Source organism: Sphingobium sp. BS19, from assembly GCF_027925545.1.
GTDB lineage: Bacteria > Pseudomonadota > Alphaproteobacteria > Sphingomonadales > Sphingomonadaceae > Sphingobium.
Genome location: NZ_BSEF01000002.1, coordinates 149,703 through 175,672, shown reverse-complemented (window position 1 = coordinate 175,672; position 25,970 = coordinate 149,703). Strand labels below are relative to the sequence as shown.

Sequence of the window (25,970 nt, the reverse complement as noted above, 5' to 3'; positions counted from 1 at the left end):
CCCCGCATTTTGGCCTGAGGGCCGGAAATCCATCAGCTCTCGACGGTCACAACCGGCAGGACCGTCTGCACGATAGAGGCGTCCAATGACTCATAATCGTGCAGACCGATGGTGTCGTAAAGTTCGGCGCGGGTCTGCATCTCCTCCACCATATTGTGGGTGCCACCGTCCTCTTTGATGGCGGCATACAGCTTGGCCTGCGCCTTGTTGGCGACGCGGAGCGAAGATACCGGCCAGATCACCATTCGGTATCCCATCGCCTCGAACTCCTGGGCGGTGAAGAAGGGCGTCTTGCCGAACTCGGTCATGTTGGCGAGCAGCTTTACCCCCGGCATGGCCTGAGCGAAGGCAGTGAACATTCCGCGGGTAACCAGTGCCTCTGGGAAGATGGCGTCCGCGCCGGCTTCGACATAGAGTTTCGCACGGGACACTGCGGCGTCGAACCCTTCCACACCAGCGGCATCGGTCCGCGCGATGATGACGATATCGCGGCTTGCCTTCTTCGCGGCGGCAACCTTGTTTGCCATGTCGTGGGCGTCGGCCAGCTTCTTGCCGTTCAGATGTCCGCATTTCTTGGGCAATATCTGATCTTCCAGATGGACGGCGCCAGCGCCCGCCTCCTCGAAGGTGCGGACCATATGCATGACGTTAAGCGCCTCGCCATATCCTGTATCGCCATCGACCAGCAGCGGAAGGCCAGCCGCATGAGCGATCTGACGGACGAAGAAGGCGACTTCATCTACGGTGATGATACCCAGGTCAGGCAATCCCATGCTGGCGGTCATCGCTGCGCCGGAGAGATAAAGTCCGTTGAACCCGGCTGCCTTGGCCTGCAGCGCGGCATGGCCATTATGCGCGCCGGGAAGTTGGAGTATGTTCGGTCGGTCGAGCAGTGCCCTGAAACGGGCGCCTGCGCTTTGAACAGGCAATTCGTCTGCGACAAGATAGGGCAATATGTGTCTCCTTAAACAGCCGCTGCTTCAGTGCGCTGCGCCAGCGGCACGAAGGCGAGATTTTCGGGGCCAGTATAATGGGCCGACGGGCGAATAATCTTGTTGTCCTGCCGCTGCTCGATGACATGCGCCGCCCACCCGGAGGTGCGGGCAATGACGAACAATGGGGTGAACATCGCCGTCGGCACGCCCATCAGGTTGTAGGACACGGCGCTAAACCAATCGAGATTGGGAAACATGGCTTTCGCGTCCCACATCACCTGCTCAATGCGCTCGGCGACGGCATATTGCCGTTGCGCGCCTGCCCCGTCCGCCAGCGCCTTGGCCACACGCTTGATGACGACGTTGCGGGGATCGGATACCGTATAAACGGGATGCCCGAAGCCGATGACCACTTCCTTGGCGTCGACACGGCGCCGAATATCGGCTTCGGCATCGGCGGGAGTAGCGTAACGTTTTTGTATCTCGAACGCGACTTCATTGGCGCCGCCGTGCTTCGGGCCACGCAGCGCGCCAATGGCGCCAGCAATGCTCGAATACATGTCAGACCCGGTGCCGGCGATCACTCGCGCGGTGAAAGTCGAGGCGTTGAACTCATGCTCGGCATAGAGAATGAGCGATGTGTGCATGGCCCGCACAAAGCTTGGCGACGGCATTTTACCGTGCAGGAGATGCAGGAAATGCCCGCCTATGCTGTCATCATCGGTCTCGACTTCGATCCGACGACCGTGATGGGCGAAGTGATACCAGTAAAGCAGGATCGAACCTAGAGATGCCATCAGCCGATCGGCAATGTCCCGCGCATCTGGTAGGTTGTGATCATGGGTCTCAGGCAGTACGCAGCCGAGCGCCGAAACGCCCGAGCGCATCACGTCCATGGGATGCGCCGCAGCCGGAATAGCCTCCAGCGTTTCCTTCACCGACTGTGGCAGGCCGCGCAGGCCCTTGAGTTTCTCCTTATAGGACGCAAGCTGGGCCTGGGAGGGCAGTTCCCCGTGAACGAGCAGGTGGGCGATCTCCTCGAACTCGCTGGTCTCAGCGAGATCGAGAATGTCATAGCCCCGATAATGCAGATCATTGCCGGTTTTGCCGACTGTGCAGAGCGCGGTATTGCCAGCGGTGACGCCTGAGAGAGCCACCGATTTCTTGGGCTTGAAGGGAATGTCCATGACTTGCCTTTCCATCAGAAGATGCCTGCGGGCGCGTCGGGTCCGAGTTGAGCGGAGGACACGATGAAATTGAGCTGGGTGACTTCCGCGCCGGTCAGGGTCGGCAGCCGATCAATCAGAGCGAGGAAGCGATCCTGCTCAGTCGTCGCGACGATGCCATCGGCCAGTGTGCGGAACTTCTCGACATAATTGGGCCGTGCGAACGGTCGTGCGCCGTTTGGATGGGCATCTGCAACGCCCAGTTCATCGATGATCGACTTGCCATTCTTCAGCGTGATGATGACCTTTCCACCGAAGGCCTTGTCTGAGCCCATGGCGTGGTAACGCGCGGTCCAGCCGGGATCTTCCTCGGTCGTGATCTTGTGCCAAAGGTCTACCGTGCCAGGACGCTGGGCACGTTCTGGCGCATAGCTCTTTTCATGGTGCCAACCGCCATCCTCCAGCGCGACGGCAAAGATATACATGATCGAGTGATCGAGGGTTTCACGGCTTGCCTTGGGATCCATCTTCTGCGGATCGTTGGCGCCGGTGCCGATCACATAATGCGTGTGGTGGCTGGTCTTGATAAGGATGCTTTCGATCTGCGACAGGTCGCCGACCTTCGGGCTCATCCGCTTGGCTAGGTCTATCAGCGCCTGGCTTTGATATTCCGCCGAATATTCCTTGGTATAGGTGTCGAGGATCGCACGCTTCGGCTCGCCCGGCGCAGGCAGCGGCACCTGATAGATGTGGTTCGGACCAGAGAGCAGCCAGGCGATGAAGCCATCTTCCCCTTCATATGCGGGGGACGGCGCACCTTCGCCGCGCATCGCGCGATCGACTGCCTCGATCGCCATCTTGCCAGCAAAGGCTGGAGCATAGGCCTTCCAGGTCGAAATCTCGCCCTTGCGCGACTGGCGGGTGGTGGTGGTGGTGTGCAGCGCCTGCTGGATCGCCTGAAAGGTAATGTCGGTCGACAGGCCGAGCAGCGCGCCCATGCCGCCGGCGGCACTTGGACCCAGATGGGCGATATGGTCGATCTTGTGTTCGTGCAGGCAGATGCCCTTCACCAGATCGACCTGGATCTCATAGCCGGCGGCAAGTCCGCGCACCAGCGCCGCGCCATCAAGGCCCTTGGCCTGTGCGACAGCGAGAATTGGCGGAATATTATCGCCCGGATGGCTATACTCCGCCGAGAGGAAGGTGTCGTGGAAATCAAGCTCTCGCACTGCTACGCCATTGGCCCAGGCCGCCCATTCCGGGCTGACCTTCACGTCCGGTGCAAGACCAAATAGCGGTGCGCCCTTATCGGAACGGTGTCCAAGCGCCTGTGCGCGTGCCGAGCGGATCGGTCCGCGCGCGATCGAAGCTGCGGCGACCGAGGCGTTGTCAATGATCCGGTTGCCGAGCATATCGATCACATCGGCATCGACGGGCACCAGGTCGGTAGCCACCGCCGCCAGTTTCCATGCCAGTTGATCTTCCCGCGCCAGCGGTTCGGCAGACTTGTAGGTGCGAACGTCGTGAAGTTTCATGGGCATAAATCTCTTTGCGATGGTGGGAGGATCGTGAATGTGAAGCGGCCATGCGCCGCCATGCGCTGTCCAAGCACAGCATGATCCAGGATCAGGAAGGCGATGACTTCCGTCTGCCCAGAGACGGTCCGGCCGAACCAGGTCTCGACCTGTCCCTCGCACCCGGGGTCGACCGCCCGAATTTCCAAGATTTCGCAGCGGCTCAGGGTGAGATCGCGCCCCAATAGATCGCCAGCTTTAATCGCCGCCGCATTGGCGAGGCGCTCGAAGATGGCCCGACCAGGATCATGAGTGTTTGAAAACATGCCCGCAATATCCGCAAATGATCAGCAGAAGAAAATGACTGAAAATGCTGAGTTTTGCGAAGGTCGTCCTGCAAGCTTGCAAATTTTGCGAAGAAAGAGATGTGGTATGCGAAAGGCCTATATGGGGATGCGGCTTCGCCGCCTGCGCGAGGAGCGGAGCCTCAAGCAAGTCGAACTCGCCAACGCACTCGGCATCTCGCCCAGCTATCTCAACCAGCTCGAACAGAATCAGCGCCCGCTTACCGTTCCGGTACTGCTTAAGCTCAACGCCGCATTTGGTGTAGATGTTCAGCTGTTTTCCGAGGACGAAGAAGGGCGACTGATTACGGAACTGCGCGAACTCTTCTCGGAAGAGGGACAGGAGACAGTGTCGCTGGCTGAAATTCGCGAAATTGCCACAGGCATGCCCGCCGTCGGGCGAACTTTGGTGTCGCTCCACCGGCGATATCGCGACTCGCTGGAAAGCAATCAGGCGATGGCCGCGCAATTGGGTGACGACTGGATCGCAGGTGGTCCGCCGCGCATGCCCTTCGAGCAAGTGCGCGATTTCTTCTACACTCAGCATAATCATGTCGCCCTGCTCGATGAAGCGGCCGAGCAACTGTATCACAGCGCAATCCTGACCCCGCGCACGGTGCATGCCGGTCTTGCCGCCTGGCTGCGGCAGCAGCATGGCATTTCTGTCGCCTTTGACGAGGATCATCGGGTCCAACGACGCTTCGATGCACAGAGCTGCATTCTCCATATATCAGCGAGCCTCAGACAAGGGCAGCAGGCGTTCCAGATGGCAACCCAGCTGGCCTTTCTCGAACTGGAGCCGGAGATCGATCATCTGGTTGATGACCGGGCCCTGTCAGGAGAAGAGGCACGTAAGCTGGCACGGGTCGGCCTCGCCAATTATTTCGCGGGTGCGCTAATCCTTCCCTACCGTCCATTTCTCGCGGCGGCCGAAGCGGAAGCCTATGATATTGAACGGCTCAGCCGTCGATTTGGCGTGGGTTTCGAGACGATCTGTCATCGCCTTTCGACGTTACAGCGCCCCGAAGCGCGGGGCGTGCCCTTCTTCTTCATTCGGGTCGATCGGGCAGGCAATATTTCCAAGCGGCAGTCGGCGACCGATTTCCACTTTTCGCGCGTGGGCGGCTCTTGCCCGTTGTGGAATGTCTACGAAGCATTCGCCCAGCCCGGACGGGTGCTGACGCAGGTGGCGCAAATGCCCGATGGCCGCACCTATTTGTGGATCGCGCGAACCGTGGGACGCAGTAACCCGGGCTTCGGCGAGATTGGCAAGACCTTCGCCGTCGGCCTGGGCTGCGATATCCGGCATGCAGGACGGCTCATCTATTCCAAGGGGCTGGACCTGACCGACCATATGGCGGCAACGCCGATCGGCGCCGGTTGCAAGATATGCGAGCGCCCTGCATGTCCCCAGCGCGCCTTTCCAGCGATCGGCCGGGCAATCAGCGTCGATTATAACCAGAGCATGGCAACCCCGTATCCGGCGGGTTAAGCTTTACGCAGCAGATAGGTGGCGCCGACGGCGATTAGCTCTATTTTCCGACGACTCGATGGAACGACAATAGCAAATTCTGTCAGGATCGGCCGTTCACGCGCTGGTCGGCAAATGACGAGAGTTGGTCGACAGCTGCGGGAAGTAAACGTGGGGTCGTGGGACAAACCCGTCATCCCCGTGTGGAACCTTGAACGTAGGTTTCCGATAGGAACCGAAGTTGGTGAATTGAAGCAAAAGGCCGACGTCTTGTGCTGGGCTATCTGGCGCGCCTTGTAGGTGAGTCTTCAGCGCCTCATCGTGCTTTAGTTGACGATAGCCAGAGGGGGCGGGGTTGATTGAGGCGATTCCTCGCCGGGCGGAGACAAAGCCACGCGTACTGCGCTGCGTACACTGCCGGCCGTTCGCATTGCGGCAAAGACGTCGGACCATTCGCGCCACACCAGCCGAAGCGGATTGGCCTCTGGTGCGCGGCCCTTGAGCCCAAACTCGACTGGTTCGTCCGACCGCTCCGCACGGAAGGTTCCAAACAGCCGGTCGAACACAATCAGAACGCCGCCATAATTGCGATCAAGGTACGCCTCGTTGCGTCCATGATGGACCCTGTGATGCGACGGTGAATTGAGCAGCCATTCGAGCGGTCCGAGCGAAATCTTCGCCTCGGTATGGAGGAAGAACTGATAGCGCAGGTTGAATGCGAGCAGCAGCACCACCAGCTTCGGATCGAAGCCAATCAGAGTCAGTGGAACGTAAAAGACCCAGCCTGCGGAGAGGAGGTTCGTCCAGCCAAGCCGCAACGAAGACAGGAGGGTCATTTGCTCGGCGGAATGATGTACGGCGTGACTCGCCCATAGCCAGCGGACGCGGTGGCTGGCGCGATGAAAGCCGTAATAGGCAAACTCGACAGCGATGAAACCCGCCGCCCAGGTTTTCCAGTTATCGAGCGGTAGATGGACCGGCGCGATGGCCCAGGTAGCGGAGAAGAGTCCGCCCAGCACGATGGCGTTGAGTGCCGCCGCAGGCACATTGCCTGCGATAAGGCCGAGCGTCGTCAGCGCTGTGCCCTTGTCATAGCCACGCCCCCCGCGAACGCGCCAGGTCAGTTCGACAAGCACGAGCGCCAAGACTACAGCCAACCACAAAGGCGATTTGGCGAGGAGCGTGTCCATCTCACTGCCCTCTCATCTGCGCGAGCGTGGTACGGAAGCCAGCCATCTCGTTGCGGTCGATAACGCCATCATGGTTGATATCGGCACGATCGAATACGGGTATTGGCGCCTTTGCCATTTCGTCCCGCGTCACCTGGCCGTTGTGATTGGCGTCCGCAGCCGCGATGAGCTGTTGCAGTGCCTGTCCGGCGCGTGGGCGGACGCGGGCGATCCGGCCGATGTCAGCCTGACTGACGACGCCGTCGCCATTGCGGTCGAGGCGGTTGAAATTGGCGAGCCGCGCAGATGCGAACTCGGCGCGAGTGATCCTGCCGTCGCGATTAACGTCAGCGGACGTTATGTCCTGCGCCATCGCCATCGTAGCGGCCATGATAGACAAGGGGAACGCGGCAAAGGCATAAAAGCGGTTATTCATGTGCAACTTCCTGAGAGGAAATGGCCCGGTCGCTTGGGGGGCGGGTAAACGACCGGGCCGCGTGTCGGCGTGCGCTCAGTTCTCGGGGCTGGTGCTCACAGTACCCGACACGGTGCCGGACTGGCCATTGGGGCCAGTAACCGTCGATGAATAGCTGCCAGTGCCGTCGCCATTGTTCGTGGCGGTGGTCGAGCGGCCGAAGGTCTTGCCGTTGTTCAGCGTATGGGTGGTGCTGCCGTTGTAAGTTCCGTTCGACGTGCTGCTGGCGCGCGTGGTGGTGGAACCATAGCCAGCGTTCGTCTGAACGCCGCGTGTCACCGTACCGTTGCCGACCGTGCCGGTCGTGCTGCGGGAAGCTATTCCACCACGCCCGCCCGACCCCTGGACCGAGACCGAGCCACCATGACGGCGCTGCGCTTCGGCGGGAACCGCGGAGATAGTTGCTGCGAGCACGGCGCCGGCGGCGATAGCGGTCATCATTTTCGTTTTCATATTCTGCTCCTCTTTTCTGCGTCGAACGGAAACTGTCCGATGCCGTGCAATCTGACCGACGGACGTAAGCCGAATGCGAGCGGCGAGTGAGCGAGTGTGAAGAAATGTAATCGCCCTCGCGTCATGCTTTTCCGCGCGCTCCTGGCGGTGCATGATGCCATTCATGAACAGTAATACCGTCATCGCCATCGTAGAGGATGATCCGGAGATCGGGCCGCTCGTTGCCGGATTGCTCCAGCGAGAGGGGTTCGATACGGAGCTTTGCACGAACGGTGAGGCGTTCGACCGACTGCGGGCGCGCAGGCGCATCGATCTGGCAGTGCTCGATCTCATGCTGCCTGGCGAGGACGGACTGTCGATCTGCCGCCGACTGCGGGCAGAGGGCGAGGTGCCGGTCCTGATGGTGACGGCACGCGGCGACGATGTCGACCGGATCGTCGGGCTGGAGATTGGCGCCGACGATTATCTGCCCAAGCCGTTCAACCCCCGCGAACTGGTGGCGCGGGTGCGCGCGATCCTGCGCCGCACGCGTGACAAGCATCAGGTGCCGCCCGCGCAACTGGCCGAGCGATGGCGCTTTGCCGGCTTCGCGATCGATCTTTCGACGCGCACGCTGCTCGACCCCGACGCGGTCGAGGTGGAACTCACCGGTGGCGAATTCGATCTGTTGGTGGCGTTCGTTCGCCATCCGCGTCGCGTGCTATCGCGCGACCAGTTGCTCGACTGGACGCGCGGTCGCGATGCGCAACCTTTCGACCGCGCCATCGACGTCCAGGTCGGCAAGCTGCGACGCAAACTGGCGCTGCATCCGAATGGTGCTCCAATTCTCAAGACGGTACGCGGCGGCGGCTATTGCTTGGCTGCCAGCGTCGATCGCGAGTAGGCGCGATGCATCACGGCACGCTTTCCTTCCGTATTACCTTGATTCTGGTTATCAGCTTCGTCGCTTTGCAGATCGCCGTTTTTGCGGTTGCGGGCGGAACGCAGCGCAACCCTGACCGACGGAGCGCGAACTTGCCGGCACCCGCTCAGGTTCGCGCGATGGTGGAGGCGATCGATACGACTCTGCCGGAGCGCAGACCGTTCATCGTCAGCGCGTTCGATGGGGCGCTGTATCATGTAGAACTTGAACCGCGCATGCCAACCGGTGCGCGACCATCGGCGATGGTCGCACCCTATCGCGCGACATTGCCCACGCATGCAATCGCCATGACCGGCCGCGAGCCGCGCTTTCCAGCGATCACACGGCTCAATCCCTGGCCCGGCTGGCTTGGCAAGCCGTTAACATTGCACGTAAAGCTGGGGTATGGCGGTGCGCTGGCAATCGAAAGCCGCCCGTCGCCTCCGGTGCGAAGCTTGCTGCGGCAGCGTGCGTTTATGCTGGGGCTGGGCGGTATCGTCGCGTTGATTGCCCTGACGCTGGCAGTACGCGCGACGACGCGCCCAATCGTTCGGCTGGCGGAAGATATTCGGCATTTTGCAGGGCGACCCGACACGCCTGACCTGCAAATTTCAGGTTCGCGCGAAATACGCGATCTGGCTAGTGCCTATAACGAAATGAAAGCACGGATTGCTGAGCTGATCGCCGAACGGACGCGCATCCTGGCCGCAATCGCGCACGACATGCGCACTTATATCACCCGGTTCCGGCTGCGGGTCGAGTTTATTGGCGATCCCGAACAACTGGAGCGGGCGGTGCGGGATCTCGATGAGATGGCGATGCTGCTCGACGATACACTGCTTTTGGCACAATCGGCTACTCCAGCGCTCAATCGCAACCATCGACTGGATCTGGTCGACGAACTGCAGCGGTTCGTGGCGCTCCGCGAGGAAATGGGCCAGGTAGTCGCGCTTTCGCTTCCGGATGACGCGGCATGGGTTATCGTCGATCCGCTTGCCCTCCGCCGCATTCTCGGAAATCTTGTCGACAATGCTCTGTATCACGGCAGCAGCGCTCGTCTTTCTCTGCGCGCAGGGGATGTCTGCTGGTTGTTGAGAGTGGAAGATGACGGACCAGGCGTGCCTGCGGCAATGCTGGAGAAACTCGGTGAGCCCTTCGGTCGGATCGACCCTTCACGAGATCGCTCTAACGGAGGGGCGGGACTGGGTCTCGCGATCGTTCGCGCGCTGGTTGCTGCGCAAGGCGGAAATGTTACCTTTGCCAATCGGACAAGCGGCGGTTTCGTTGTGAGTGTTCTATTGCCGACGTAAGGCACGGAGCGAAATCAGAAGCCTTAGTCGCAACGGAATATGAGGCTTATTTCCCAGGATCAAATCACAAGCTGACGTGGCACGGCTATGACTGCGACGTCCTTATCGGATATGGCTTTACGAGTAATATAGTGGCAGCTTGCGTAAGGTTCGGACGATCCCCGGCGGAGAGGGGAGCTTGGGAAGCGTCTGCTCTGCCATTGAGCTACACGCGTGTGGTTGCGCGTTTCCTATGTTTCGGCGGAGGTGCCGACGCTCTTCCCGCTGTTGGCCGCATCGGCTTTGCGCTAATAGATGAGCGAATGATGGAGAGCTAAATGGGCATTATCCGGGTCGGTATCGGTGGCTGGACGTTCGAGCCGTGGCGGGGCACCTTTTATCCCGAAGGTCTGCGGCAGAAGGATGAACTGAACTATGCTGCTTCGCACCTGACCAGCATAGAGATCAACGGCACCTATTACCGTTTGCAGAGCCCGAAAAGTTTTGCCGAGTGGGCCAAGGCCGCGCCTGAGGGGTTCGCCTATGCGGTCAAGGCGTCACGCTACTGCACTAACCGGAAGTTACTTGGCGAAGCGGCGGAGTCCGTCGATAAATTCGTGAAACAAGGGCTTGCGGAGTTAGGGGACAAGCTTGGCCCGATCCTTTGGCAATTTGCTCCAACCAAGGTGTTTGACGCCGAAGATATGGCGGCGTTTGTCGATCTTTTGCCGAAATCCGTGGACGGTGTGCGTTTGCGCCATGCTCTGGAAGTACGCCACGAGAGTTATCGCGATCCGGCTTTTATAGCTCTGGCAAAGGCAGCGGGGGCTGCCATCGTGCGCGCCGATCATGACGAATATCCGCTGATCGAGGCAGATACAGCGGACTTTACTTACGCCCGCCTGATGCAGTCTGTTGAAGACGAGCCTGCAGGATATGCACCCGACGCGCTGGATGGCTGGGCGGAGCGGGCGAGGGGATGGGCGAAGACCGGCGATGCATTCGTCTATGTCATCAGTGGGGCGAAGATACGTGCGCCTGCTGCCGCGCAATCGCTGATTGCGCGGCTAGGTTAAGTTACGCCTTGGTCAGGCCGCCAATGACCTTGTCAAGCGTCATGGGATAGTCGCGCAGGCGGACACCCGTTGCGTTATAGATTGCGTTCGCAACAGCCGCCCCAGCGCCGCATATGCCCAGCTCTCCCACGCCCTTGGCTTTCATGGGGGAGGATTTGTCGTCCAGTTCGTCGAGGAACAGCACGTCCTGCTCGGGTATGTCGGCGTGCACGGGGACATGATACTCGGCCATGTCGTGATTGACGAAATAGCCAAAGCGCTTGTCGACGACCAGTTCCTCCATCAACGCTGCGCCGACGCCCATCGTCATGGCGCCGATCACCTGACTGCGCGCGGTTTTGGGGTTGAGTATGCGTCCGGCAGCGAATGCGCCGCCCATCCGTCGCACGTGAACTTCGCCGGTAAAGCGATCGACGGCCACTTCGCAGAAATGTGCGCCGAAAGTCGCCTGAGCATAGCGCTCGGTAAGATCCCCGAATTCGATCTTGTCGTCCACGCTGATGCCCTCGCGACCGACAGCGTCGCGCAACGGGATGGCCTTACCTGCCGCTTTGATCATGCCGTCTTCAAAGAGCGCGTCTTCGGCATTGAAGCCGACCTTTTGGGCCAGCATGCCGCGCAACGTCATACAGGTCGCGTAAACGCCCGCCGTTGAACTGTTGGCCCCCCATTGGCCGCCGGAGCCTGCCGATGCCGGGAAGCTGCTGTCGCCAAGCTTCACGGTCACGTCACTGACATTCACGCCCAGCAATTCGGCGGCGGTCTGCGCGATGATCGTGTAGGTGCCGGTGCCGATATCCGTCATGTCCGTCGACACAGTGATCCGGCCTTTGCCATCGATCGCGACACGCGCGCCGGACGGCATGGCCATGTTGTTGCGGAACGCAGCTGCGACGCCCATGCCGATAAGGAAATCGCCCTCGCGCACTTGCCCGGGTTTGGGGTTGCGCTTTGACCAGCCGAACCGCTCAGCGCCCTGCTGGAGACATTCAATGAGTTTGCGGCTGGAGAAAGGCCGCTTCGGGCCAGCCTCCGGATCATATTGAATATCGTTCTTGATGCGCAGTTCGACAGGATCGACGCCGCAGGCTTCCGCCAGTTCGTCCATCGCGACTTCCAGCGCCAGCAGGCCGACCGCCTCGCCGGGCGCACGCATGGCATTGCCTTCCGGCAAATCCAATTCAGCCAGACGGTGGGTCGTTTTGCGATTCTTTCCCGCATAAAGCAGGCGCGTTTGCAGCCCGGCGCTCTCCACGTCGCCTCCGGGAAGGTCGCCGGCCCATACGTCATGGCCGATCGCCTGAATGACGCCATCCTTCGTGGCGCCGATCCGCAAGCGCTGGATCGTAGCGGGGCGATGGGTGGTGTTGTTTGGAATTTGCGGTCGCGCCAACGCCACCTTGACCGGCCTGCCGACCGCCCGCGCACCTAATGCCGCGAGAAGGGCATCGGCGCGCAGGAACAGTTTGGATCCAAAGCCGCCGCCAATATAGGGGGAGACGACCTGCACATTTTCAGGCGCGATCTTTAGCGTTTTGGCCATTTCCTTGACCGCCCATGTCACCATCTGGTTCGATGTCCACACTGTCAGCTTGTCGCCCGCCCATGCAGCAGTTGTAGCATGAGGCTCCATCATCGCATGGCTCTGATCGGGAGTAGTATAGGTCTGATCGACTTTGACGGCGGCACTTTTGAAAGCTCCGTCGAAATCCCCGACAGATGTATCTGCGGGGCTGCCTTGCACGCTTTTGGGCGGCTGCGCTGTCTTCACACCCACCAGCAGGTCAAATTTACCCTGACCTTGCGTATAGTCCACACGCACCAGCTTGGCGGCATCGCGGGCTTGTTCGAAAGTCTCGGCAACGACCAGTGCGACAGCTTGATCGTAATGTTGAATATCCGGTCCGCCCAGCAGGCGCGCGGTGTTCATGTTCCCCTTGCCCAATGCACCTGCATTGGCGTGCGTAAGGACAGCAAGAACGCCTGGAGCCGCTTCGGCTTCAGTCGTGTCGATGCTGTTGATCGTGCCTTTGGCGATGGCCGAGCCGATCATCCAGCCATAGGCAGGGTTGGGCGCTACATCATGTCGCTCGTAAGCATAGGGCGCCGCGCCGGCGACCTTCAGAGGACCGTCGATACGGTCGACGGGTTTGCCGACGACGCGTGCACGGTCGATGGGATTGAGCGTGGCGGGTTGATCGAATTTCATGGCCTAAGCCTCCTTCTGGGCGAAGACCGCCGCGAGCGTGCGCTGCGTCAGGTCGATCTTAAAGGCATTCTGCTCAGTCGTCTTTGCGCCAGCCAAGGCGGCTTCCGCCACGGCGGCTGCGCCGCGCGATCCCAAGGCATCTGCGGCCTCGACGCGCCACGGCTTGTGCGCCAAACCGCCAAAGGCAAAGCGTGTTTCACCTTGCTTGTCGAATACCGCGGCAACGGACAGAACGGCAAAGGCATAGGAAGTACGGTCCCGAACCTTGCGATAGATATGCGTGCCGCCCAGAGGTTTAGGCAGGACAACGGAGGTGATGAACTCACCCGGTGCCAGTGCTGTTTCGATGTCCGGCGTATTGCCCGGCAGGCGATGAAAATCCGCCATCGGTATCGCACGCTTGGTGCCATCGGACGTTACCGTCTCTACGGTCGCATCCAGTAACCGCATAGCCACCGCCATGTCCGAAGGATGCGTCGCGATGCAGTCAGCGCTCGTGCCCATTATCGCCATGTTGCGGTTAAACCCGTTCAACGCGGCACAGCCCGTTCCCGGCCTGCGCTTGTTACACGGCTTAGTCGTGTCGTAAAAATAAGGGCAGCGGGTACGCTGAAGCAAATTGCCTGCGGTCGTGGCCTTATTGCGCAACTGCCCCGAGGCACCGGACAACAGAGCACGGCTCAACACGCCATAGTCGCGGCGCACCGCCTTGTGCGCAGCCAATTCGGTGTTACGGACCAAAGCCCCAATGCGCAGGCCACCGTCTCTGGTCGCAGCTATCTCATCCAGACCCAACCGGTTGACGTCGATCAGATGCGTGGGCGTCTCGATCTGCAGCTTCATCAGGTCGAGCAGGTTGGTGCCGCCCGCGATGAATTTCGCGCCTGGATTCGCCACGGCCGCCTCTGCCGCCTTGGCGGGACTGGCTGCACGTTCGTAGGTAAAGGCCTTCATGCCTTATCTCCCTCGGCCACGTCCCGGATCGCGGCGATGATGTTGGGGTAGGCGGCACAACGGCAGATATTTCCACTCATCCGTTCACGAACTTCCGCGTCTGAATAAGCCACCTTGTTCAAATCTTCAGTCACATGGCTGGGAATTCCCGCCTCGATTTCGTCGAGCACTGCGACGGCAGAACAAATTTGCCCGGGCGTACAATATCCGCACTGGTATCCGTCATGCGTGACGAACGCCTGCTGCATCGGGTGCATTTTATCGGCGGAACCCAGTCCTTCGATGGTGGTGATCTCATCGCCATCGTGCATGAGCGCTAACGTCAGGCAGCTATTGATACGCCGACCTTCCACGATCACGGTGCAGGCGCCGCATTGTCCGTGATCGCAACCCTTTTTGGTTCCGGTCAGGTGGAGATGCTCGCGCAGCGCGTCGAGCAATGTGGTGCGTGGGTCGAGCGTCATTCGGACGTCTTTGCCGTTCACCTTGAGCGTGGTGGGAGTCATAGTCATTCGGGTCTCGACTGATTGGCGATTGCCGGTTTGAGCAGCAAAGGCAGGTGTAGCACAAATAGCCGCACTGCCACCCAGCACAGCCCTGCGCGATACGTTTCCGGTTCTTTCGGTCACGCTGATCTCCCCCATTCATGCTGTGGTAAACAAGTCAAACGTAGGACGCTGAATTTCTATCCATCGCATGGATAAATTATGTCGCGGCATATGCTAAACTGCATTGCAGTTGCGCAGCTTCGACCGGAGCCGCTAGAGGTGCATCACGCATCAAAACAAAGACAAGGGTCATCATGTTGGAACGACGGCAGCTGCTTATGGGCATGGGGGCATCGATTATGCTTGCCGGGAAGGCCGGGGCGGAAACGATTACCTTGCCGTTCGCCAATGGCGAGCGTCCAATGGTTCGCTTTCCGGGCAAGCGGCCGATGATCGGCCTTACCGCGCGTCCGCCGCAACTCGAAACGCCGTTCAGTGTGTTTGGAGAAGGCGTGCTGACGCCCAACGACGCATTTTTCGTGCGCTATCATATGTCCGATATTCCACTCTCGATCGACATGGACAGTTACCGATTGAACGTTGGCGGGCATGTAAACAGGCCGCTGTCACTGTCGCTGCCGGAGCTCAAGCGGATGTTCAAGCCGACCGAGATCGTTGCCGTGAACCAATGTTCGGGCAACAGCCGCGGCCTTTTCGAGCCGCGTGTCGCTGGCGGTCAACTCGCCCATGGTGCGATGGGCAACGCCCGCTGGACCGGCGTTCCGCTGAAAGCCGTGCTGGAACGCGCGGGTTTGAACGCGGGCGCGCAACAGGTGACGTTCAACGGCCTCGATAATCCCCCTGCGCCGGACATAGCGGATTTCGTAAAGGCGTTGGCGGTCGATCATGCCGCCGATGGCGAAGTAATGCTTGCCTGGGCCATGAACGGGCAGGATCTGCCGTTCCTCAATGGCTTCCCCCTGCGGCTCGTGGTGCCGGGTTATTTCGGGACTTACTGGGTCAAACATTTGAATGAGATTACGGTGCTGGATAAGCCCTTTGACGGCTATTGGATGAAGACAGCCTATCGCGTGCCCGACAATGATTGCCAGTGCGTCCCGGTAGGCACGAAACCCACGAGTACGCGGCCGATCGGCAAATTTGTGGTCCGCTCCTTCATCACCAGCCATGTCGACGGCACCAGGATCGCGCGTGGGAAGGGGGTTGCCGTTTCGGGCATCGCGTTCGATGGCGGCAGCGGTATCGCAAAAGTGGAATTGTCCACTGACGGGGGCGCTCACTGGAGAGAAGCGACACTCGGGGAAGACCTTGGTAAATATTCCTTCCGCCCGTGGGCGTCCTCGCTGGATCTGGCCAGCGGCGATCACGTATTGATGGCCCGTGCCACCGCTCGAAGCGGCGAAACCCAACCGATGGAGCCTTCATGGAATCCGGCAGGCTATCTGCGCAACGTCGTCGAAACCGTCAAAGTGCTCGTGTCATGAGGCGGTCGATGATGGTGCTTTGCCTCCCGGTTGCCGCGATAATATTTGCGGTCGCCGCACCGGCCAAGGTGGTCACTTATACATTGCCCGAAGGTACGGAGGATTTCACCCTGCCTGAGGGAGAGGGATCGGATGTGACTGTGGCAAATTGCGCGGCCTGTCACTCGCTCGACTATATCCGCACGCAACCGCGTGGCAAAGGCGCACAATTCTGGAAAGATGAAGTGCACAAGATGGTCGCAGTCTACGGCGCGCCCATCGAGCCTGCGGATGCAGACATCATCTCTACCTATCTGGCGAAGACATACGGAGAGCCTGTAAAATAAGCGCTCCGCATGTTTGTCGGGGTTAGTCGACTGTGGCGGGCTCTTTGATTTTTCCGGCATCTTCCAGCCGGAGGGCGAAGGTCGCGCGCCACCATGAGACGTCCTGTTCCTCGACGCATGTCATCATGGACCGCCACCGGCGCTGACGTTCTTGCAAAGGCATCCGTAACGCCTTTCCAATGGCATCGGACATATCCTCAGGGGAATAGGGGTTGATAAGAAGCGCGTCCTTCAATTGCGCCGCCGCCCCGGCAAAGCGCGACAGGATCAGTACGCCGGGATCTTCTGGATCCTGCGCAGCCACATATTCCTTCGCCACCAGGTTCATCCCGTCACGCAGCGGGGTCACTAACCCGATACGCGCGGCTCGATAAATGCCAGCCAGTTTGTCACGCGGATAGCCCTGATTCACATATCGGATCGGGGTCCAGTCAACGTCGCTATATTCCCCGTTGATACGCCCCGCCAGCGAATCCAAAGTGGCGCGTATCTCCTGGTAGCTTTCGACGTCGCCGCGCGATGGCGGTGCGATCTGTACCAGCACCACCTTACGGCTATAATCGGGATTGTCTTTCAGGAAGCGCGCATAGCCAGTGAATCGTTCCTCCAGCCCCTTACTATAATCCAGCCGGTCGACTCCGACGATCATCGCCCGGTCCTGCAGAGACTTGCGGACTTCCTCCTGCATTTCGGCAGCCGCTTCGCCACGGCTCGCTTCAATGAATTCAGGCGCATCGATACCGATTGGGCAGGCGATGGCCTGTATCGTCCGGCCACCCATGGTTACGAAGTCGCCATTGACCGTGCCGCCCATTTCCTTTTCGACATAATGGCGGAAGGATTCGAGCCACTCTTCGGTATGAAAACCCACCACGTCATACGCGAACAGCGCTTCGACCAGCTTGGTATGATGGGGGAGGGAGACCAGCAGGCGCGTGGGCGGCCAAGGGATGTGCAGGAAGAAGCCAATGCGGTTCTTCAGGCCCTTTTTCCGCAGCATCTGACCCAGCGGGATCATGTGATAATCATGTACCCACACGACATCGTCCGGCTCAATCAAGGGACTGGCGGTATCGGCAAAGCGCTGATTTACGCGATTGTAGCCGCCTTCGAAATCGCGCGCATATTCGGCGATGTCGATGCGGAAGTGAAACAGCGGCCACAGCGTTTTGTTCGCATAGCCGTTGTAATATTCGTCGACGTCTTGTTCTTCCAAGTCGATGGTTGCCGTCTTTACGCCATCGTCCTCGTTGAACGCGATCTGGCCGGTGAACTTGTCCGTCGTTTCCCCCGACCAGCCGACCCATATGCCGCGACTCTGGCGCAGGGCTGCAGCCAAGGCAACCGCCAGACCGCCTTGCTCGCCGCCCTTGCTGGGGCGACTGACGCGGTTGGAAATTACTATCAGGCGGCTCATCTGCATTCACTCCAGGGTTTACTTAGAAGAACGGCACAGTTGATAATGCCGACCAGTGAATAGGTTTGCGGATAGTTGCCCCACAACTCGCCGCTTTCGGGATCGATATCCTCGGAAAGGAGTCCGGCCGGCGTGCACCGCGCCAGCATTTCCTCGAACAATGTCCTTGCTTCTTCGCGCCGCCCGGTACGGAACAACGCCTCGATCAGCCAGAATGTGCAGACGTTGAACGCTGTTACCGGCTCGCCGAAATCATCGGCGGTGCTGTACCGGAGCATGTTCGACCCACGACGCAAATCTGCCTCTAGTGCATTGAGTGTCCCAATGAAACGTGGATCGTCGGCAGACAGGAACCGCAAATCGAGCAACTGGAGTAACGATGCATCGCGCGCATCGTCCTCAAAATTGGCGGAAAGCGAATCGCTTTCCGGTCGCCATGCCGCTTTCAGGATATCGCGCTTCATGTTGGCGGCGCGTTCCGCCCAATGATTGACCCGCGCTTCCAGCCCCAGCGCCTCGGCTGCATGGGCAAGCCGGTCGCAGGCGGCCCAGCACATGACCGCACTATAGCTGTGGACATGGGTGCGGTTGCGCAGTTCCCACAGACCCGCGTCGGGCTTGTCGTGCACCGCCCACGCACGTTCACCGACGGCCTCCAAGGCCTCGAAATCGGCCGGGCCAGCCATTCGCAGCAGGCGATGGTCGATGAACCCCTGAACGGAGGAGAGGACGATCTGCCCATAAGCGTCGTGCTGAACCTGTGAATAGGCGGCATTGCCGACACGTACTGGCCCCATACCGCGATAGCCGGGCAGCGATTCCGCTTCCCACTCGTCGAGCCGGGCGTTGCCGCGCACGTCATAGAGCGGCTGAATATGCCCACCCTTCGCGCCATCCACGATGTTTCGGAGATACGCCAGATAGCTCTCAAGCACGTCAAGCGCGCCAAGCCGGTTGAGCGCTTCCACAGTGTAATAGGCGTCACGCACCCAGCAATAGCGGTAATCCCAATTCCGCCCGCTATCGGCATGTTCGGGAATGGATGTGGTCAGCGCCGCGACAATCGCGCCGGTCTCCTCATGCTGGCAAAGCTTGAGCGTGATGGCCGATCGGATAACGGCTTCCTGCCACTCGGGCGGGATCGCGAGACCGCGCACCCACATCCGCCATTCCATGATAGTATCGTCCATCATCCGCTGTACGGCGGGACGCAAGGCATCGGAAAAACTCTCGTCCGGCCCCACAAAGAAATGGGCGTCGCTTTCCAGACGGAACCAGCTTTCCTGGGAAATCAGGCCGATGGGCGCATCCGTCGTAAGCCGCATCGCCATATAGGACAGCACCATGCGAATATGGTTCGACCCATAGTTCATTGGCACAACTTCGCTGTTCCAAGCGGTTGTGGGACGCAGCCGCACACGTATCCGTGGAGATCCTGCGACGGGCCGAACGACGCGTGCGAACGCCACGGGGCGGTACATGCGGCCCTGATGCTTGTACCGCGGGCTAAAATCGTAGGTTTCTATGGCGTTCCCGGCAGCGTCAGTCTGACGCGTCAGCAGGATCGGCGTATTGCGCACATAGGACTGCTCGACCGAAACACAGCCTTCCAGTTCGATGGCCCAGAACCCGCGCGCATCAGGCGCCTCGAAATCGGCATCGTCCAGAAGAGCGGAAAAAACCGGGTCACCATCGACACGCGGAACGCAGGCCCAGATAAATCGTCCGGCTTTGTCCACCAGCGCAGACGCCTGACAATTGCCGATAGGCCAAAGATTGAGATCGCGGTCGTTCATGGTTCCCCTTTATCCAAGCAAATCCTTGGGACAGGGCCGCGCAATAAGCCGATGAGTGGCAGGCGTAGTTAGACCTTAAGAGGTCAAATGCGCGACACTCTCATTAAGGTAATGCCTGACGGCATCAACATGTTCCAACCGCCACTGTGCTTTTGTGGCGCGCTCGGGTCCGATCAATATCCCGTTGCCCGTCAAAGATACGGCAGCGGCAAAGCCGTCCTCGTCAGTGACATCGTCGCCCAGGAATACGGGAATTCCATGTGACATCGGCGCTTTCCTCATCAGATGCCGGATGGCGCTACCCTTGTCGGCTCCACCGGGGCGCAGTTCATACAGCATCTTGCCGATCTGCAGGAAAAGGCCAGTTTCGCGTGCCAGTCGTTCGGCCAGTTCGCGACAGGCTTCCGCCCATTGCGGCGCCTGACGGAAATGCAGGCCCACGCTCAACGTCTTCCGTTCAATCAAAAGGCCGGGTTTGTCCGCTGCGAAAGCCAGCAGCTTTGCTTGCGCCTCATCGACCGCTTCAAGCCGTTGCGGTGCGTGGGGCGCCGCATCGGGCTGCGCAAATTCCAGCCCGTGACTACCCGCGAGCGTAAAGTCGCGCAGGCCGAACAGATTGCGCAACACCGCGACAGACCGTCCACTGACAATCGCCAGCCGCCCGTCGAGGGCCACGTGGAGCCGCCGCAGGAGAGCATGGAGGGCCGGATCGACTTCCACGGCTTCGGGCACGTCGGTCAGCGGCACCAGCGTCCCGTCGAAATCGAGAAACAGGCTGGCGCCCTCCATCAACGCCAATGGCGGAACGGGCAGGGGAGGGAGTCTGTCAATGTCGGCCATACCGCTCATAATGGGGAGGGCGGAGCAGATAACAACCCATCTTGCCCATTAACGTTTCTCATCTATTCGCGCCGAATTTTCTCCTTATGCTGGCTGCCAAGTCAAGGGAGACGAAAAATCATGCGCACCGCCCCGGTCGTTCTGGCCGCAATACCGCTGTTATTTGCTACGCCCGCCATCGCGCAGGATGTTTCTGCTCAGATCAAGGCTGATATGCCTGAGATGATGACGCTGTATCGCGACCTGCATGCCAGCCCGGAACTCAGCGGTCAGGAAGTGAAAACTGCGGCCAAGCTGGCAGCGCAGGTCAAGGCGATGGGCTTTACTGTGACCGAGAAGGTCGGCGGGACCGGCGTGGTGGCCGTGATGAAGAACGGCACCGGCCCGGTCCTGCTGATCCGTGCCGATATGGATGGCCTCCCCGTGATCGAGCAGACGGGCTTGCCCTACGCATCGAAAGTGCGCGCGACGACGGGTGACGGTATCGAAAGCGGAGTCATGCACGCCTGCGGCCATGACACACATATGACGGCGTGGATCGAAACGGCCAAGCTGCTGTCGGCCAGAAAGGCGCAATGGGCCGGCACGCTAGTCATGATCCTGCAGCCTGCTGAGGAAACTGGCAAAGGCGCCCGGATGATGCTGGAGGATGGGCTTTACAAACGTTTTCCAAAGCCGACGCACGCCATCGCCTTTCACGACGCGGCCAATTTCGAAGCGGGCAAGATCGCCTGGACCCCCGGTTTCGCCCTTGCCAATGTCGACAGCGTCGACATAGTAGTAAAGGGCGTGGGCGGCCACGGCGCCTATCCGCATACTACGCGCGACCCTATCGTGCTGGGGTCGAAGATCGTGATGGCGCTGCAGACGCTAGTCAGTCGCGAACGCGATCCGCAGGACCCTGCTGTCGTTACGGTCGGCAGCTTCCGTGCCGGGGCCAAGCACAACATCATTCCCGACGAAGCAACGCTGTTGCTGACGGTGCGAAGCTATTCCGATGAAACTCGCGCGCAATTGCTCGACGGCATCAAGCGGATTGCGCGAGGCGAGGCCATCGCATCGGGTATCCCGGAAGACCGGATGCCGGTAGTGACGATCAAGGACGAATTTACGCCCGCGACCTATAATCCGCCCGAATTCGCGCAGGAAATCGCCGCACTGTTCAAGGGGCACTTCGGGGCCAATCGCGTCGTTCAGGCACCTGCGGTTATGGGCGGCGAAGATTTCAGCCGCTTCTATCGCGAGGACAAGACAATCAAGAGCTTCATCTTCTGGGTGGGCGGCGTTCCCGCGCCGATCATGGCGAAGGCAGCAAAAGGCGACGTCTCATTACCGTCCTTGCACAGCCCGTTCTGGGCACCTGAAGCAGAAAAAGTTGTGCCGACCGCCGCTGAAGCCCTGACGGTCGCTGCACTCGATATCCTGACGAAGAAATAGGGCGCTACACGCCGGGTGGTCGATCGGTGTCCACCTCGTCATGCGGGCTTACGCTGGGCGGTGCGTCGGGCGTAACGTCCTCCACCCGCGGCGGTGGCGGCGCCGCGCCGCCGGGAAAGAGCGCGGGCGTCGGATCGATCCCTTTTGGGTCGAGCATCGGCATGCCCGCCGACGGGGCGCTCGCAATCGCTACTGCGTTGGACGGCTCTTCGACAACGGGCTGCGCCATCTCGATCGGCTGTGGAGCGATTTGCTCCGGCGTGTTTTCCGTCATGGGCGCCATATCGGATGCCGTCTGTGCGTCGATATGTTTGGACGGGGTGTAGCGGCTGGCGACCATCGTAACTACCGGCGCCAGCAACAGAACGACGATAGCGAATTTCTTGTACATAACAGCCTGCGATCCGGTGCAATATGGCGCGTACCTTAGCCGCAAGATGGTGAATAAACCGTCACCGCGGTATTCTGGCCTCAATGACGGAGCGCACATACGAAACCCGCCGCCTGACCAAACGGTCATGCGACGGGTTCGCTTCCTCCCCAGGAAGATCGTGGGCTATGTTCAGCCGAGGCGGCCGAGCCGGTGATACAAATTGCTGAACTTTGCCGATTCCGGCTTGTCCTGAATTTTCTTGATGTAGTCGCCGATCGCTTCTTTCATCAGCGAAAAGTCTTCGGTCGAAAAGACCGCGCGTGAACGGGTGGGTTCGGTCATCGTCTTTCTCCTTGGCTCTGCAATCAGTCGTCAATGGGGCGCGGCAGCAGTCTGCGGCGTTGCACCCTGATTACGTCCCATGGAGCATAAAGGCGACAGAAGTTGTAAAAAATTGAAGTCAGACCGTCGAAGAATGCGTTCTCCATGTTGTCATTCTGTAAAGTTTGTGACATTGCTCCTGAATGGCTGGAAAACTATTGGCAGGACATGCAGTGCGTCGGCTGCGGCGCGGGGCGGGTTTGACGCAAGTTGCCCTTGCGGCGGCGCTCGACATATCGCCAAGCTATCTCAACCTCATCGAACGTAACCAGCGACCTTTATCGGCCGGTCTGATGCTTCGGCTGGCCGAACGGTTCGATTTCGACCCACGCGCATTGGGTGCCGACGAGCCAGGCGGCGGCATGGATGGTCTGCGTCGCCGCCTTTCCGATCCGATGTTCGCGGACCTCAACATCGACCGGACGGAAATAGAGGAATGGCTGGCCGCAGCGCCCGGCGGCGCCGAAGCTTTCGCGCGCGCCTTCGACCGCGCTGCGGAAGGCGGCACACGGGCCGTGGGTGAGGAAGCGGCGCCGATTGCGCTCGTTCGCCGTGAGATAGAACGCTGGCGCAATCACTTCGCCGATCTGGATGCGCAGGCCGAAGGCCTGGCCGACGAGCTGCGGCTGAGTTCCGGCGATCTGTACGGCGCCATTGCGGAGCGCCTTCGCGTCAAACATCAATTCGCTATCCGCATCTTACCTGCCAACGTGATGCCGGACCGCGTCCGCCGCCTCGACCTTCATGCCCGCCAGCTTCAGATTTCCGAAATGCTCGATGGCGCATCACGCTGTTTTCAGGTGGCCTATCTGCTCGCCGACCTCGAAGCGATTGCTGAAATCAATGCGTTGGTGACGGGCGCGGCCTTGGCAGATCGCACCGCCGAACGGCTGTTCCGGCGTCACCTCACTGGCTATTTCGCTGCCGCCCTGATGATGCCTTATGCGCGCTTCCTGCGGGCGTGCGAGGGCAGCGGCTATGACCTTCTCTTGCTCCAGCGCCGTTTCAACGCGGGGTTCGAGCAAGTGTCTCATCGCCTGACCACCTTGCAGCGGGTCGGTTCGCGCGGCTTGCCTTTCTTCATGCTCCGCATCGACCGTGCGGGGCAAGTATCGAAACGCTACGCCGGAGCCAGCGCATCGCTGCTCGTCGAAGCGGAGGGGCGCTGTCCCTTGTGGGATATCCACGCCGCCTTCGCCCGCCCCGGCGAAATCGTACGGCAAGTCGTGGCACTGGAAGATGGCGAGCGCTGGTTCACCATGGCCCGAACCGTTGCTGCTCAGGGCGCAGCGTTGCAGGGCGGCGGCGCGATGTTTGCCATCGCTTTGGGGCTGAAGGCGGAGTTCGCCGCCCCCTTGCTGTCGGCGCGCGGCATCGATTTGCAAGGCGGTGAGGCGCAACCTGTGGGGCCGGGCTGTTCCGCCTGCACGCGCGAACTTTGCGCACAACGCAGCGCGCCACCCAGAGGGCGGGCACTGCGTTTCAGCGACCGGGAGCGCGGGCTTTCTCCCTTTTCTTTCTCAGGCGACTGACGCCGCAGTGCACCCGACGGAACGACCGCTTCGCTCCATCGTTACCTTCTCTCCAGGGTAGCAGGAGACAATAATGACCGACAACCGTTCCGAACCGCGCGCACCCGATGCTCCCCTCCACACCACTACGATAATCGAAAAGCGCAGCAGCGGCGGAGGCATGGTCATATTGGCGATCATCGGTCTCGCATTGCTGTTGGCGGTTGGATATTTCTTCATGGAATCCAACAATCGTGAAGACGCAAAAAGCGATGCCGTAATCGGCGCTGCCAAGTCGGTGGACGATGCCGCGAGCAGCGTAGGCGATGCTGCCAAGGACGCAGCCAACAAGCTCAAAGACGAATAACCCAGCGTTTCGACCGCATTCTCTGGGCATTCAGCAAATCTTTGTGATTTTGCGCGACACTGCTTGCTATGTCGGGAATATTGACAGTCGGCTGTAAGGTGCAGCGTCTGTCATGTTCCCGCCTTTCGTTGTCGGCTTTCTGATGCCGAGAGCGAGGCAAGCAGGGAAGCGCGCGTCGCATGGTTCGGTTGTTCAAACATTATGTCCCCCACGCAGTGTTGCTGCTGGGCTTCCTCGATTTTGTGATGCTGTTAAGCGCTGCCGAAACCGGCTGGCTTTTGCGCGCGCATCAGATCGGCATGGATGTCGATTACATCGGCACCCGCATTGCGCCTCTCATGAGCTTTGCCATTGCGCTTCAGGTCGGCATGATCGCCGTTGGCGTGTATGGGACGGAGGCGTTGCAGTCGCTGCGCTTCGCCATGGCGCGCCTCATCGTCGCGATTTCGCTCGGCGTGATCTTCCTGTCGGTCATGCATTTCCTGCTGCCTGCGATGACGCTATGGCGGTCCAATTCGCTGTATGCGATGGGCTTTTCCTTCCTCTTCCTCATGGTCCTGCGCATGTTGCTGGGTTCGATGCTGGGCGGCGAAGGGTTCAAGCGTCGGCTTGTCGTGCTCGGCGCAGGCAATCGCGCGGAACGCATTCGTCAGTTGGAGCAGCGCAAGGGCGCCGGGTTCCTCGTCGTTGGCTATATAGGCATGAACGACGGGCCTCAGGTGATTGCCGAAGCCATCAACCGCAGCGCGATCTATAATCTCGCGGACTTCGTTGTCCGTCTGGCGGCGACCGAAGTCGTCCTTGCCCTTGAAGAACGCCGCAATGCGGTTCCCATGTCCGATCTGTTGCGGATCAAGACGACCGGGGTTCACGTCAACGATCTCTCGACGTTCCTCGAACGCGAAACGGGCCGCGTCGACCTCGATAGCGTCAACCCAAGCTGGCTGATCTTTTCCGATGGCTTCTCCGCCGGTCGTCGGCTTTCGTCGATGGCAAAGCGCTTGTTCGATATGATCGCCAGCGCCGCGCTGCTCCTGCTCACCGGCCCCGTTATCCTTGTCGCTGCCATGGCTGTGAAGCTGGATAGCAAAGGACCTGCCTTCTACCGGCAAAAGCGTGTCGGCCTATACGGTCAGGAATTCTGGATCGTGAAGCTGCGCACCATGCGACTGGACGCCGAAGTCAACGGACAGGCCCAATGGGCGGAAAAAGACGATCCGCGGATAACCCGCCTTGGCTATTGGCTGCGCAAACTGCGCATCGATGAATTGCCGCAGACTTGGACCGTGCTCAAAGGCGAAATGAGCTTCGTCGGCCCGCGTCCCGAGCGCCGCCAGTTCGTCGAGGATCTGGAACAGCATCTGCGCTATTATGCCGAACGCCATATGGTGAAGCCCGGCATCACCGGCTGGGCACAGATCAACTATCCCTATGGCGCGTCGGTAGAAGACAGCCGCAACAAGCTGGAATATGATCTTTATTATGCGAAGAACTATACGCCGTTCCTCGATTTCCTGATCCTTATCCAGACGTTGCGGGTCATCCTGTGGCCCGAAGGCGCGCGCTGAGGTCG

Annotated in this window: 25 protein-coding genes; 10 read left to right on the top strand and 15 right to left on the bottom strand. The window is 60.1% G+C overall.

Annotation, left to right across the window (positions count from 1 at the left end):
- Positions 1-32: 32 nt before the first annotated feature.
- From prpB to QMG56_RS03230, 4 genes are read right to left on the bottom strand one after another with little or no spacing between them, the layout of a single operon-like run.
- Positions 33-953 carry a methylisocitrate lyase gene (gene prpB / locus QMG56_RS03245; protein WP_281821138.1) on the bottom strand — a complete coding sequence of 307 codons (921 nt, stop codon included), beginning with the start codon at positions 951-953 and terminating at the stop codon, positions 33-35.
- A gap of 11 nt (positions 954-964) precedes the next feature.
- Positions 965-2,122, bottom strand: coding sequence for a 2-methylcitrate synthase (prpC, locus tag QMG56_RS03240; RefSeq protein ID WP_309298537.1), 1,158 nt, complete (start codon positions 2,120-2,122; stop codon positions 965-967).
- Positions 2,123-2,136: 14 nt separating this feature from the next.
- On the bottom strand, positions 2,137-3,636 hold the full coding sequence (locus tag QMG56_RS03235) for an MmgE/PrpD family protein (protein ID WP_281821135.1): 1,500 nt from the start codon (positions 3,634-3,636) through the stop codon (positions 2,137-2,139).
- Entirely contained in the window at positions 3,633-3,941 is a 309-nt protein-coding gene (locus tag QMG56_RS03230; RefSeq protein ID WP_281821134.1) for a hypothetical protein, read from the bottom strand. The genes QMG56_RS03235 and QMG56_RS03230 overlap by 4 nt, the downstream gene beginning before the upstream one ends.
- 106 nt (positions 3,942-4,047) lie before the next feature.
- Between QMG56_RS03230 and QMG56_RS03225 the strand changes: the two genes are divergently transcribed.
- Positions 4,048-5,451: a short-chain fatty acyl-CoA regulator family protein gene (locus tag QMG56_RS03225; RefSeq protein WP_281821133.1), complete on the top strand. Its 1,404-nt coding sequence runs from the start codon at positions 4,048-4,050 to the stop codon at positions 5,449-5,451.
- A 305-nt stretch (positions 5,452-5,756) separates the two neighbouring features.
- Here QMG56_RS03225 and QMG56_RS03220 read toward each other — a convergent pair whose 3' ends face one another.
- The 3 genes from QMG56_RS03220 to QMG56_RS03210 all read right to left on the bottom strand — a co-directional run bounded on the left by QMG56_RS03220 (position 5,757) and on the right by QMG56_RS03210 (position 7,527).
- Positions 5,757-6,620 carry a sterol desaturase family protein gene (locus tag QMG56_RS03220; protein ID WP_281821132.1) on the bottom strand — a complete coding sequence of 288 codons (864 nt, stop codon included), beginning with the start codon at positions 6,618-6,620 and terminating at the stop codon, positions 5,757-5,759.
- A 1-nt stretch (position 6,621) separates the two neighbouring features.
- Positions 6,622-7,035, bottom strand: coding sequence for an EF-hand domain-containing protein (locus tag QMG56_RS03215; RefSeq protein WP_281821131.1), 414 nt, complete (start codon positions 7,033-7,035; stop codon positions 6,622-6,624).
- Positions 7,036-7,110: 75 nt separating this feature from the next.
- The gene (locus tag QMG56_RS03210; protein WP_281821130.1) at positions 7,111-7,527 is read right to left on the bottom strand and encodes a hypothetical protein; all 417 of its coding nucleotides are present in this window, start codon (positions 7,525-7,527) and stop codon (positions 7,111-7,113) included.
- Between the two features lie 163 nt (positions 7,528-7,690).
- Between QMG56_RS03210 and QMG56_RS03205 the strand changes: the two genes are divergently transcribed.
- The 3 genes from QMG56_RS03205 to QMG56_RS03195 all read left to right on the top strand — a co-directional run bounded on the left by QMG56_RS03205 (position 7,691) and on the right by QMG56_RS03195 (position 10,793).
- Positions 7,691-8,410 (top strand): response regulator, encoded by a 720-nt coding sequence (locus QMG56_RS03205; protein WP_230188084.1) that lies wholly within the window; start codon positions 7,691-7,693, stop codon positions 8,408-8,410.
- 5 nt (positions 8,411-8,415) lie between these two features.
- Complete coding sequence (locus tag QMG56_RS03200) at positions 8,416-9,738, top strand: cell wall metabolism sensor histidine kinase WalK (protein WP_281821129.1); 1,323 nt, start codon at positions 8,416-8,418, stop codon at positions 9,736-9,738.
- 317 nt (positions 9,739-10,055) lie between these two features.
- A complete protein-coding gene (locus tag QMG56_RS03195) occupies positions 10,056-10,793 on the top strand; it encodes a DUF72 domain-containing protein (RefSeq protein WP_281821128.1) in 738 nt (245 codons plus the stop codon).
- A 1-nt stretch (position 10,794) separates the two neighbouring features.
- Here the strand turns inward: QMG56_RS03195 and paoC are convergent, their stop codons facing one another.
- From paoC to paoA, 3 genes are read right to left on the bottom strand one after another with little or no spacing between them, the layout of a single operon-like run.
- On the bottom strand, positions 10,795-13,002 hold the full coding sequence (gene paoC / locus QMG56_RS03190) for an aldehyde oxidoreductase molybdenum-binding subunit PaoC (protein WP_281821127.1): 2,208 nt from the start codon (positions 13,000-13,002) through the stop codon (positions 10,795-10,797).
- Positions 13,003-13,005: 3 nt separating this feature from the next.
- On the bottom strand, positions 13,006-13,956 hold the full coding sequence (locus QMG56_RS03185) for a xanthine dehydrogenase family protein subunit M (RefSeq protein WP_281821126.1): 951 nt from the start codon (positions 13,954-13,956) through the stop codon (positions 13,006-13,008).
- Positions 13,953-14,600, bottom strand: a complete 648-nt coding sequence (gene paoA / locus QMG56_RS03180; RefSeq protein ID WP_281821125.1) for an aldehyde dehydrogenase iron-sulfur subunit PaoA — start codon at positions 14,598-14,600, stop codon at positions 13,953-13,955. The genes QMG56_RS03185 and paoA overlap by 4 nt, the downstream gene beginning before the upstream one ends.
- 188 nt (positions 14,601-14,788) lie before the next feature.
- On the opposite strand from paoA, the gene QMG56_RS03175 reads away from it, so the two are divergent.
- Both QMG56_RS03175 and QMG56_RS03170 read left to right on the top strand, forming a co-directional pair.
- Positions 14,789-15,949, top strand: coding sequence for a molybdopterin-dependent oxidoreductase (locus tag QMG56_RS03175; RefSeq protein WP_281821123.1), 1,161 nt, complete (start codon positions 14,789-14,791; stop codon positions 15,947-15,949).
- A gap of 8 nt (positions 15,950-15,957) precedes the next feature.
- Positions 15,958-16,275: a cytochrome C gene (locus QMG56_RS03170; RefSeq protein WP_230188091.1), complete on the top strand. Its 318-nt coding sequence runs from the start codon at positions 15,958-15,960 to the stop codon at positions 16,273-16,275.
- A gap of 22 nt (positions 16,276-16,297) precedes the next feature.
- Here the strand turns inward: QMG56_RS03170 and otsA are convergent, their stop codons facing one another.
- The 3 genes from otsA to otsB form a co-directional block, all read right to left on the bottom strand.
- A complete protein-coding gene (otsA, locus tag QMG56_RS03165; protein ID WP_230188092.1) occupies positions 16,298-17,692 on the bottom strand; it encodes an alpha,alpha-trehalose-phosphate synthase (UDP-forming) in 1,395 nt (464 codons plus the stop codon).
- Positions 17,689-19,488 carry a glycoside hydrolase family 15 protein gene (locus QMG56_RS03160; protein WP_281821121.1) on the bottom strand — a complete coding sequence of 600 codons (1,800 nt, stop codon included), beginning with the start codon at positions 19,486-19,488 and terminating at the stop codon, positions 17,689-17,691. The genes otsA and QMG56_RS03160 overlap by 4 nt, the downstream gene beginning before the upstream one ends.
- A gap of 75 nt (positions 19,489-19,563) precedes the next feature.
- Complete coding sequence (gene otsB / locus QMG56_RS03155) at positions 19,564-20,328, bottom strand: trehalose-phosphatase (RefSeq protein WP_281821120.1); 765 nt, start codon at positions 20,326-20,328, stop codon at positions 19,564-19,566.
- 120 nt (positions 20,329-20,448) lie between these two features.
- Here otsB and QMG56_RS03150 point away from each other — a divergent pair, with 120 nt between their 5' ends.
- Positions 20,449-21,765 carry an amidohydrolase gene (locus QMG56_RS03150; RefSeq protein WP_281821119.1) on the top strand — a complete coding sequence of 439 codons (1,317 nt, stop codon included), beginning with the start codon at positions 20,449-20,451 and terminating at the stop codon, positions 21,763-21,765.
- Positions 21,766-21,769: 4 nt separating this feature from the next.
- Here QMG56_RS03150 and QMG56_RS03145 read toward each other — a convergent pair whose 3' ends face one another.
- Both QMG56_RS03145 and QMG56_RS03140 read right to left on the bottom strand, forming a co-directional pair.
- Entirely contained in the window at positions 21,770-22,156 is a 387-nt protein-coding gene (locus QMG56_RS03145; protein WP_281821118.1) for a hypothetical protein, read from the bottom strand.
- A 171-nt stretch (positions 22,157-22,327) separates the two neighbouring features.
- Positions 22,328-22,480, bottom strand: coding sequence for a hypothetical protein (locus QMG56_RS03140; protein WP_230188097.1), 153 nt, complete (start codon positions 22,478-22,480; stop codon positions 22,328-22,330).
- A gap of 182 nt (positions 22,481-22,662) precedes the next feature.
- Here QMG56_RS03140 and QMG56_RS03135 point away from each other — a divergent pair, with 182 nt between their 5' ends.
- From QMG56_RS03135 to QMG56_RS03125, 3 genes are all read left to right on the top strand, one after another.
- Positions 22,663-24,051, top strand: a complete 1,389-nt coding sequence (locus QMG56_RS03135) for a short-chain fatty acyl-CoA regulator family protein (RefSeq protein WP_281821117.1) — start codon at positions 22,663-22,665, stop codon at positions 24,049-24,051.
- Between the two features lie 73 nt (positions 24,052-24,124).
- On the top strand, positions 24,125-24,397 hold the full coding sequence (locus QMG56_RS03130; RefSeq protein ID WP_230188099.1) for a hypothetical protein: 273 nt from the start codon (positions 24,125-24,127) through the stop codon (positions 24,395-24,397).
- A gap of 179 nt (positions 24,398-24,576) precedes the next feature.
- A complete protein-coding gene (locus QMG56_RS03125; RefSeq protein WP_281821116.1) occupies positions 24,577-25,965 on the top strand; it encodes a TIGR03013 family XrtA/PEP-CTERM system glycosyltransferase in 1,389 nt (462 codons plus the stop codon).
- Positions 25,966-25,970 lie beyond the last annotated feature (5 nt).

Bases quoted from the DNA above. Each gene is read 5' to 3' on its own strand.
- QMG56_RS03210 (WP_281821130.1), bottom strand. From the start codon at position 7,527: ATGAAAACGAAAATGATGACCGCTATCGCCGCCGGCGCCGTGCTCGCA.
- QMG56_RS03230 (WP_281821134.1), bottom strand. From the start codon at position 3,941: ATGTTTTCAAACACTCATGATCCTGGTCGGGCCATCTTCGAGCGCCTC.
- QMG56_RS03150 (WP_281821119.1), top strand. From the start codon at position 20,449: ATGCGCACCGCCCCGGTCGTTCTGGCCGCAATACCGCTGTTATTTGCT.
- prpC (WP_309298537.1), bottom strand. From the start codon at position 2,122: ATGGACATTCCCTTCAAGCCCAAGAAATCGGTGGCTCTCTCAGGCGTC.
- QMG56_RS03145 (WP_281821118.1), bottom strand. From the start codon at position 22,156: ATGTACAAGAAATTCGCTATCGTCGTTCTGTTGCTGGCGCCGGTAGTT.
- QMG56_RS03140 (WP_230188097.1), bottom strand. From the start codon at position 22,480: ATGACCGAACCCACCCGTTCACGCGCGGTCTTTTCGACCGAAGACTTT.
- QMG56_RS03170 (WP_230188091.1), top strand. From the start codon at position 15,958: ATGATGGTGCTTTGCCTCCCGGTTGCCGCGATAATATTTGCGGTCGCC.
- QMG56_RS03195 (WP_281821128.1), top strand. From the start codon at position 10,056: ATGGGCATTATCCGGGTCGGTATCGGTGGCTGGACGTTCGAGCCGTGG.
- QMG56_RS03175 (WP_281821123.1), top strand. From the start codon at position 14,789: ATGGGGGCATCGATTATGCTTGCCGGGAAGGCCGGGGCGGAAACGATT.
- QMG56_RS03185 (WP_281821126.1), bottom strand. From the start codon at position 13,956: ATGAAGGCCTTTACCTACGAACGTGCAGCCAGTCCCGCCAAGGCGGCA.
- otsA (WP_230188092.1), bottom strand. From the start codon at position 17,692: ATGAGCCGCCTGATAGTAATTTCCAACCGCGTCAGTCGCCCCAGCAAG.
- QMG56_RS03160 (WP_281821121.1), bottom strand. From the start codon at position 19,488: ATGAACGACCGCGATCTCAATCTTTGGCCTATCGGCAATTGTCAGGCG.
- QMG56_RS03235 (WP_281821135.1), bottom strand. From the start codon at position 3,636: ATGAAACTTCACGACGTTCGCACCTACAAGTCTGCCGAACCGCTGGCG.
- QMG56_RS03135 (WP_281821117.1), top strand. From the start codon at position 22,663: ATGGCTGGAAAACTATTGGCAGGACATGCAGTGCGTCGGCTGCGGCGC.
- QMG56_RS03130 (WP_230188099.1), top strand. From the start codon at position 24,125: ATGACCGACAACCGTTCCGAACCGCGCGCACCCGATGCTCCCCTCCAC.
- otsB (WP_281821120.1), bottom strand. From the start codon at position 20,328: ATGGCCGACATTGACAGACTCCCTCCCCTGCCCGTTCCGCCATTGGCG.
- paoC (WP_281821127.1), bottom strand. From the start codon at position 13,002: ATGAAATTCGATCAACCCGCCACGCTCAATCCCATCGACCGTGCACGC.
- QMG56_RS03225 (WP_281821133.1), top strand. From the start codon at position 4,048: ATGCGAAAGGCCTATATGGGGATGCGGCTTCGCCGCCTGCGCGAGGAG.
- QMG56_RS03205 (WP_230188084.1), top strand. From the start codon at position 7,691: ATGAACAGTAATACCGTCATCGCCATCGTAGAGGATGATCCGGAGATC.
- QMG56_RS03125 (WP_281821116.1), top strand. From the start codon at position 24,577: ATGGTTCGGTTGTTCAAACATTATGTCCCCCACGCAGTGTTGCTGCTG.
- QMG56_RS03215 (WP_281821131.1), bottom strand. From the start codon at position 7,035: ATGAATAACCGCTTTTATGCCTTTGCCGCGTTCCCCTTGTCTATCATG.
- QMG56_RS03200 (WP_281821129.1), top strand. From the start codon at position 8,416: ATGCATCACGGCACGCTTTCCTTCCGTATTACCTTGATTCTGGTTATC.
- QMG56_RS03220 (WP_281821132.1), bottom strand. From the start codon at position 6,620: ATGGACACGCTCCTCGCCAAATCGCCTTTGTGGTTGGCTGTAGTCTTG.
- paoA (WP_281821125.1), bottom strand. From the start codon at position 14,600: ATGGGGGAGATCAGCGTGACCGAAAGAACCGGAAACGTATCGCGCAGG.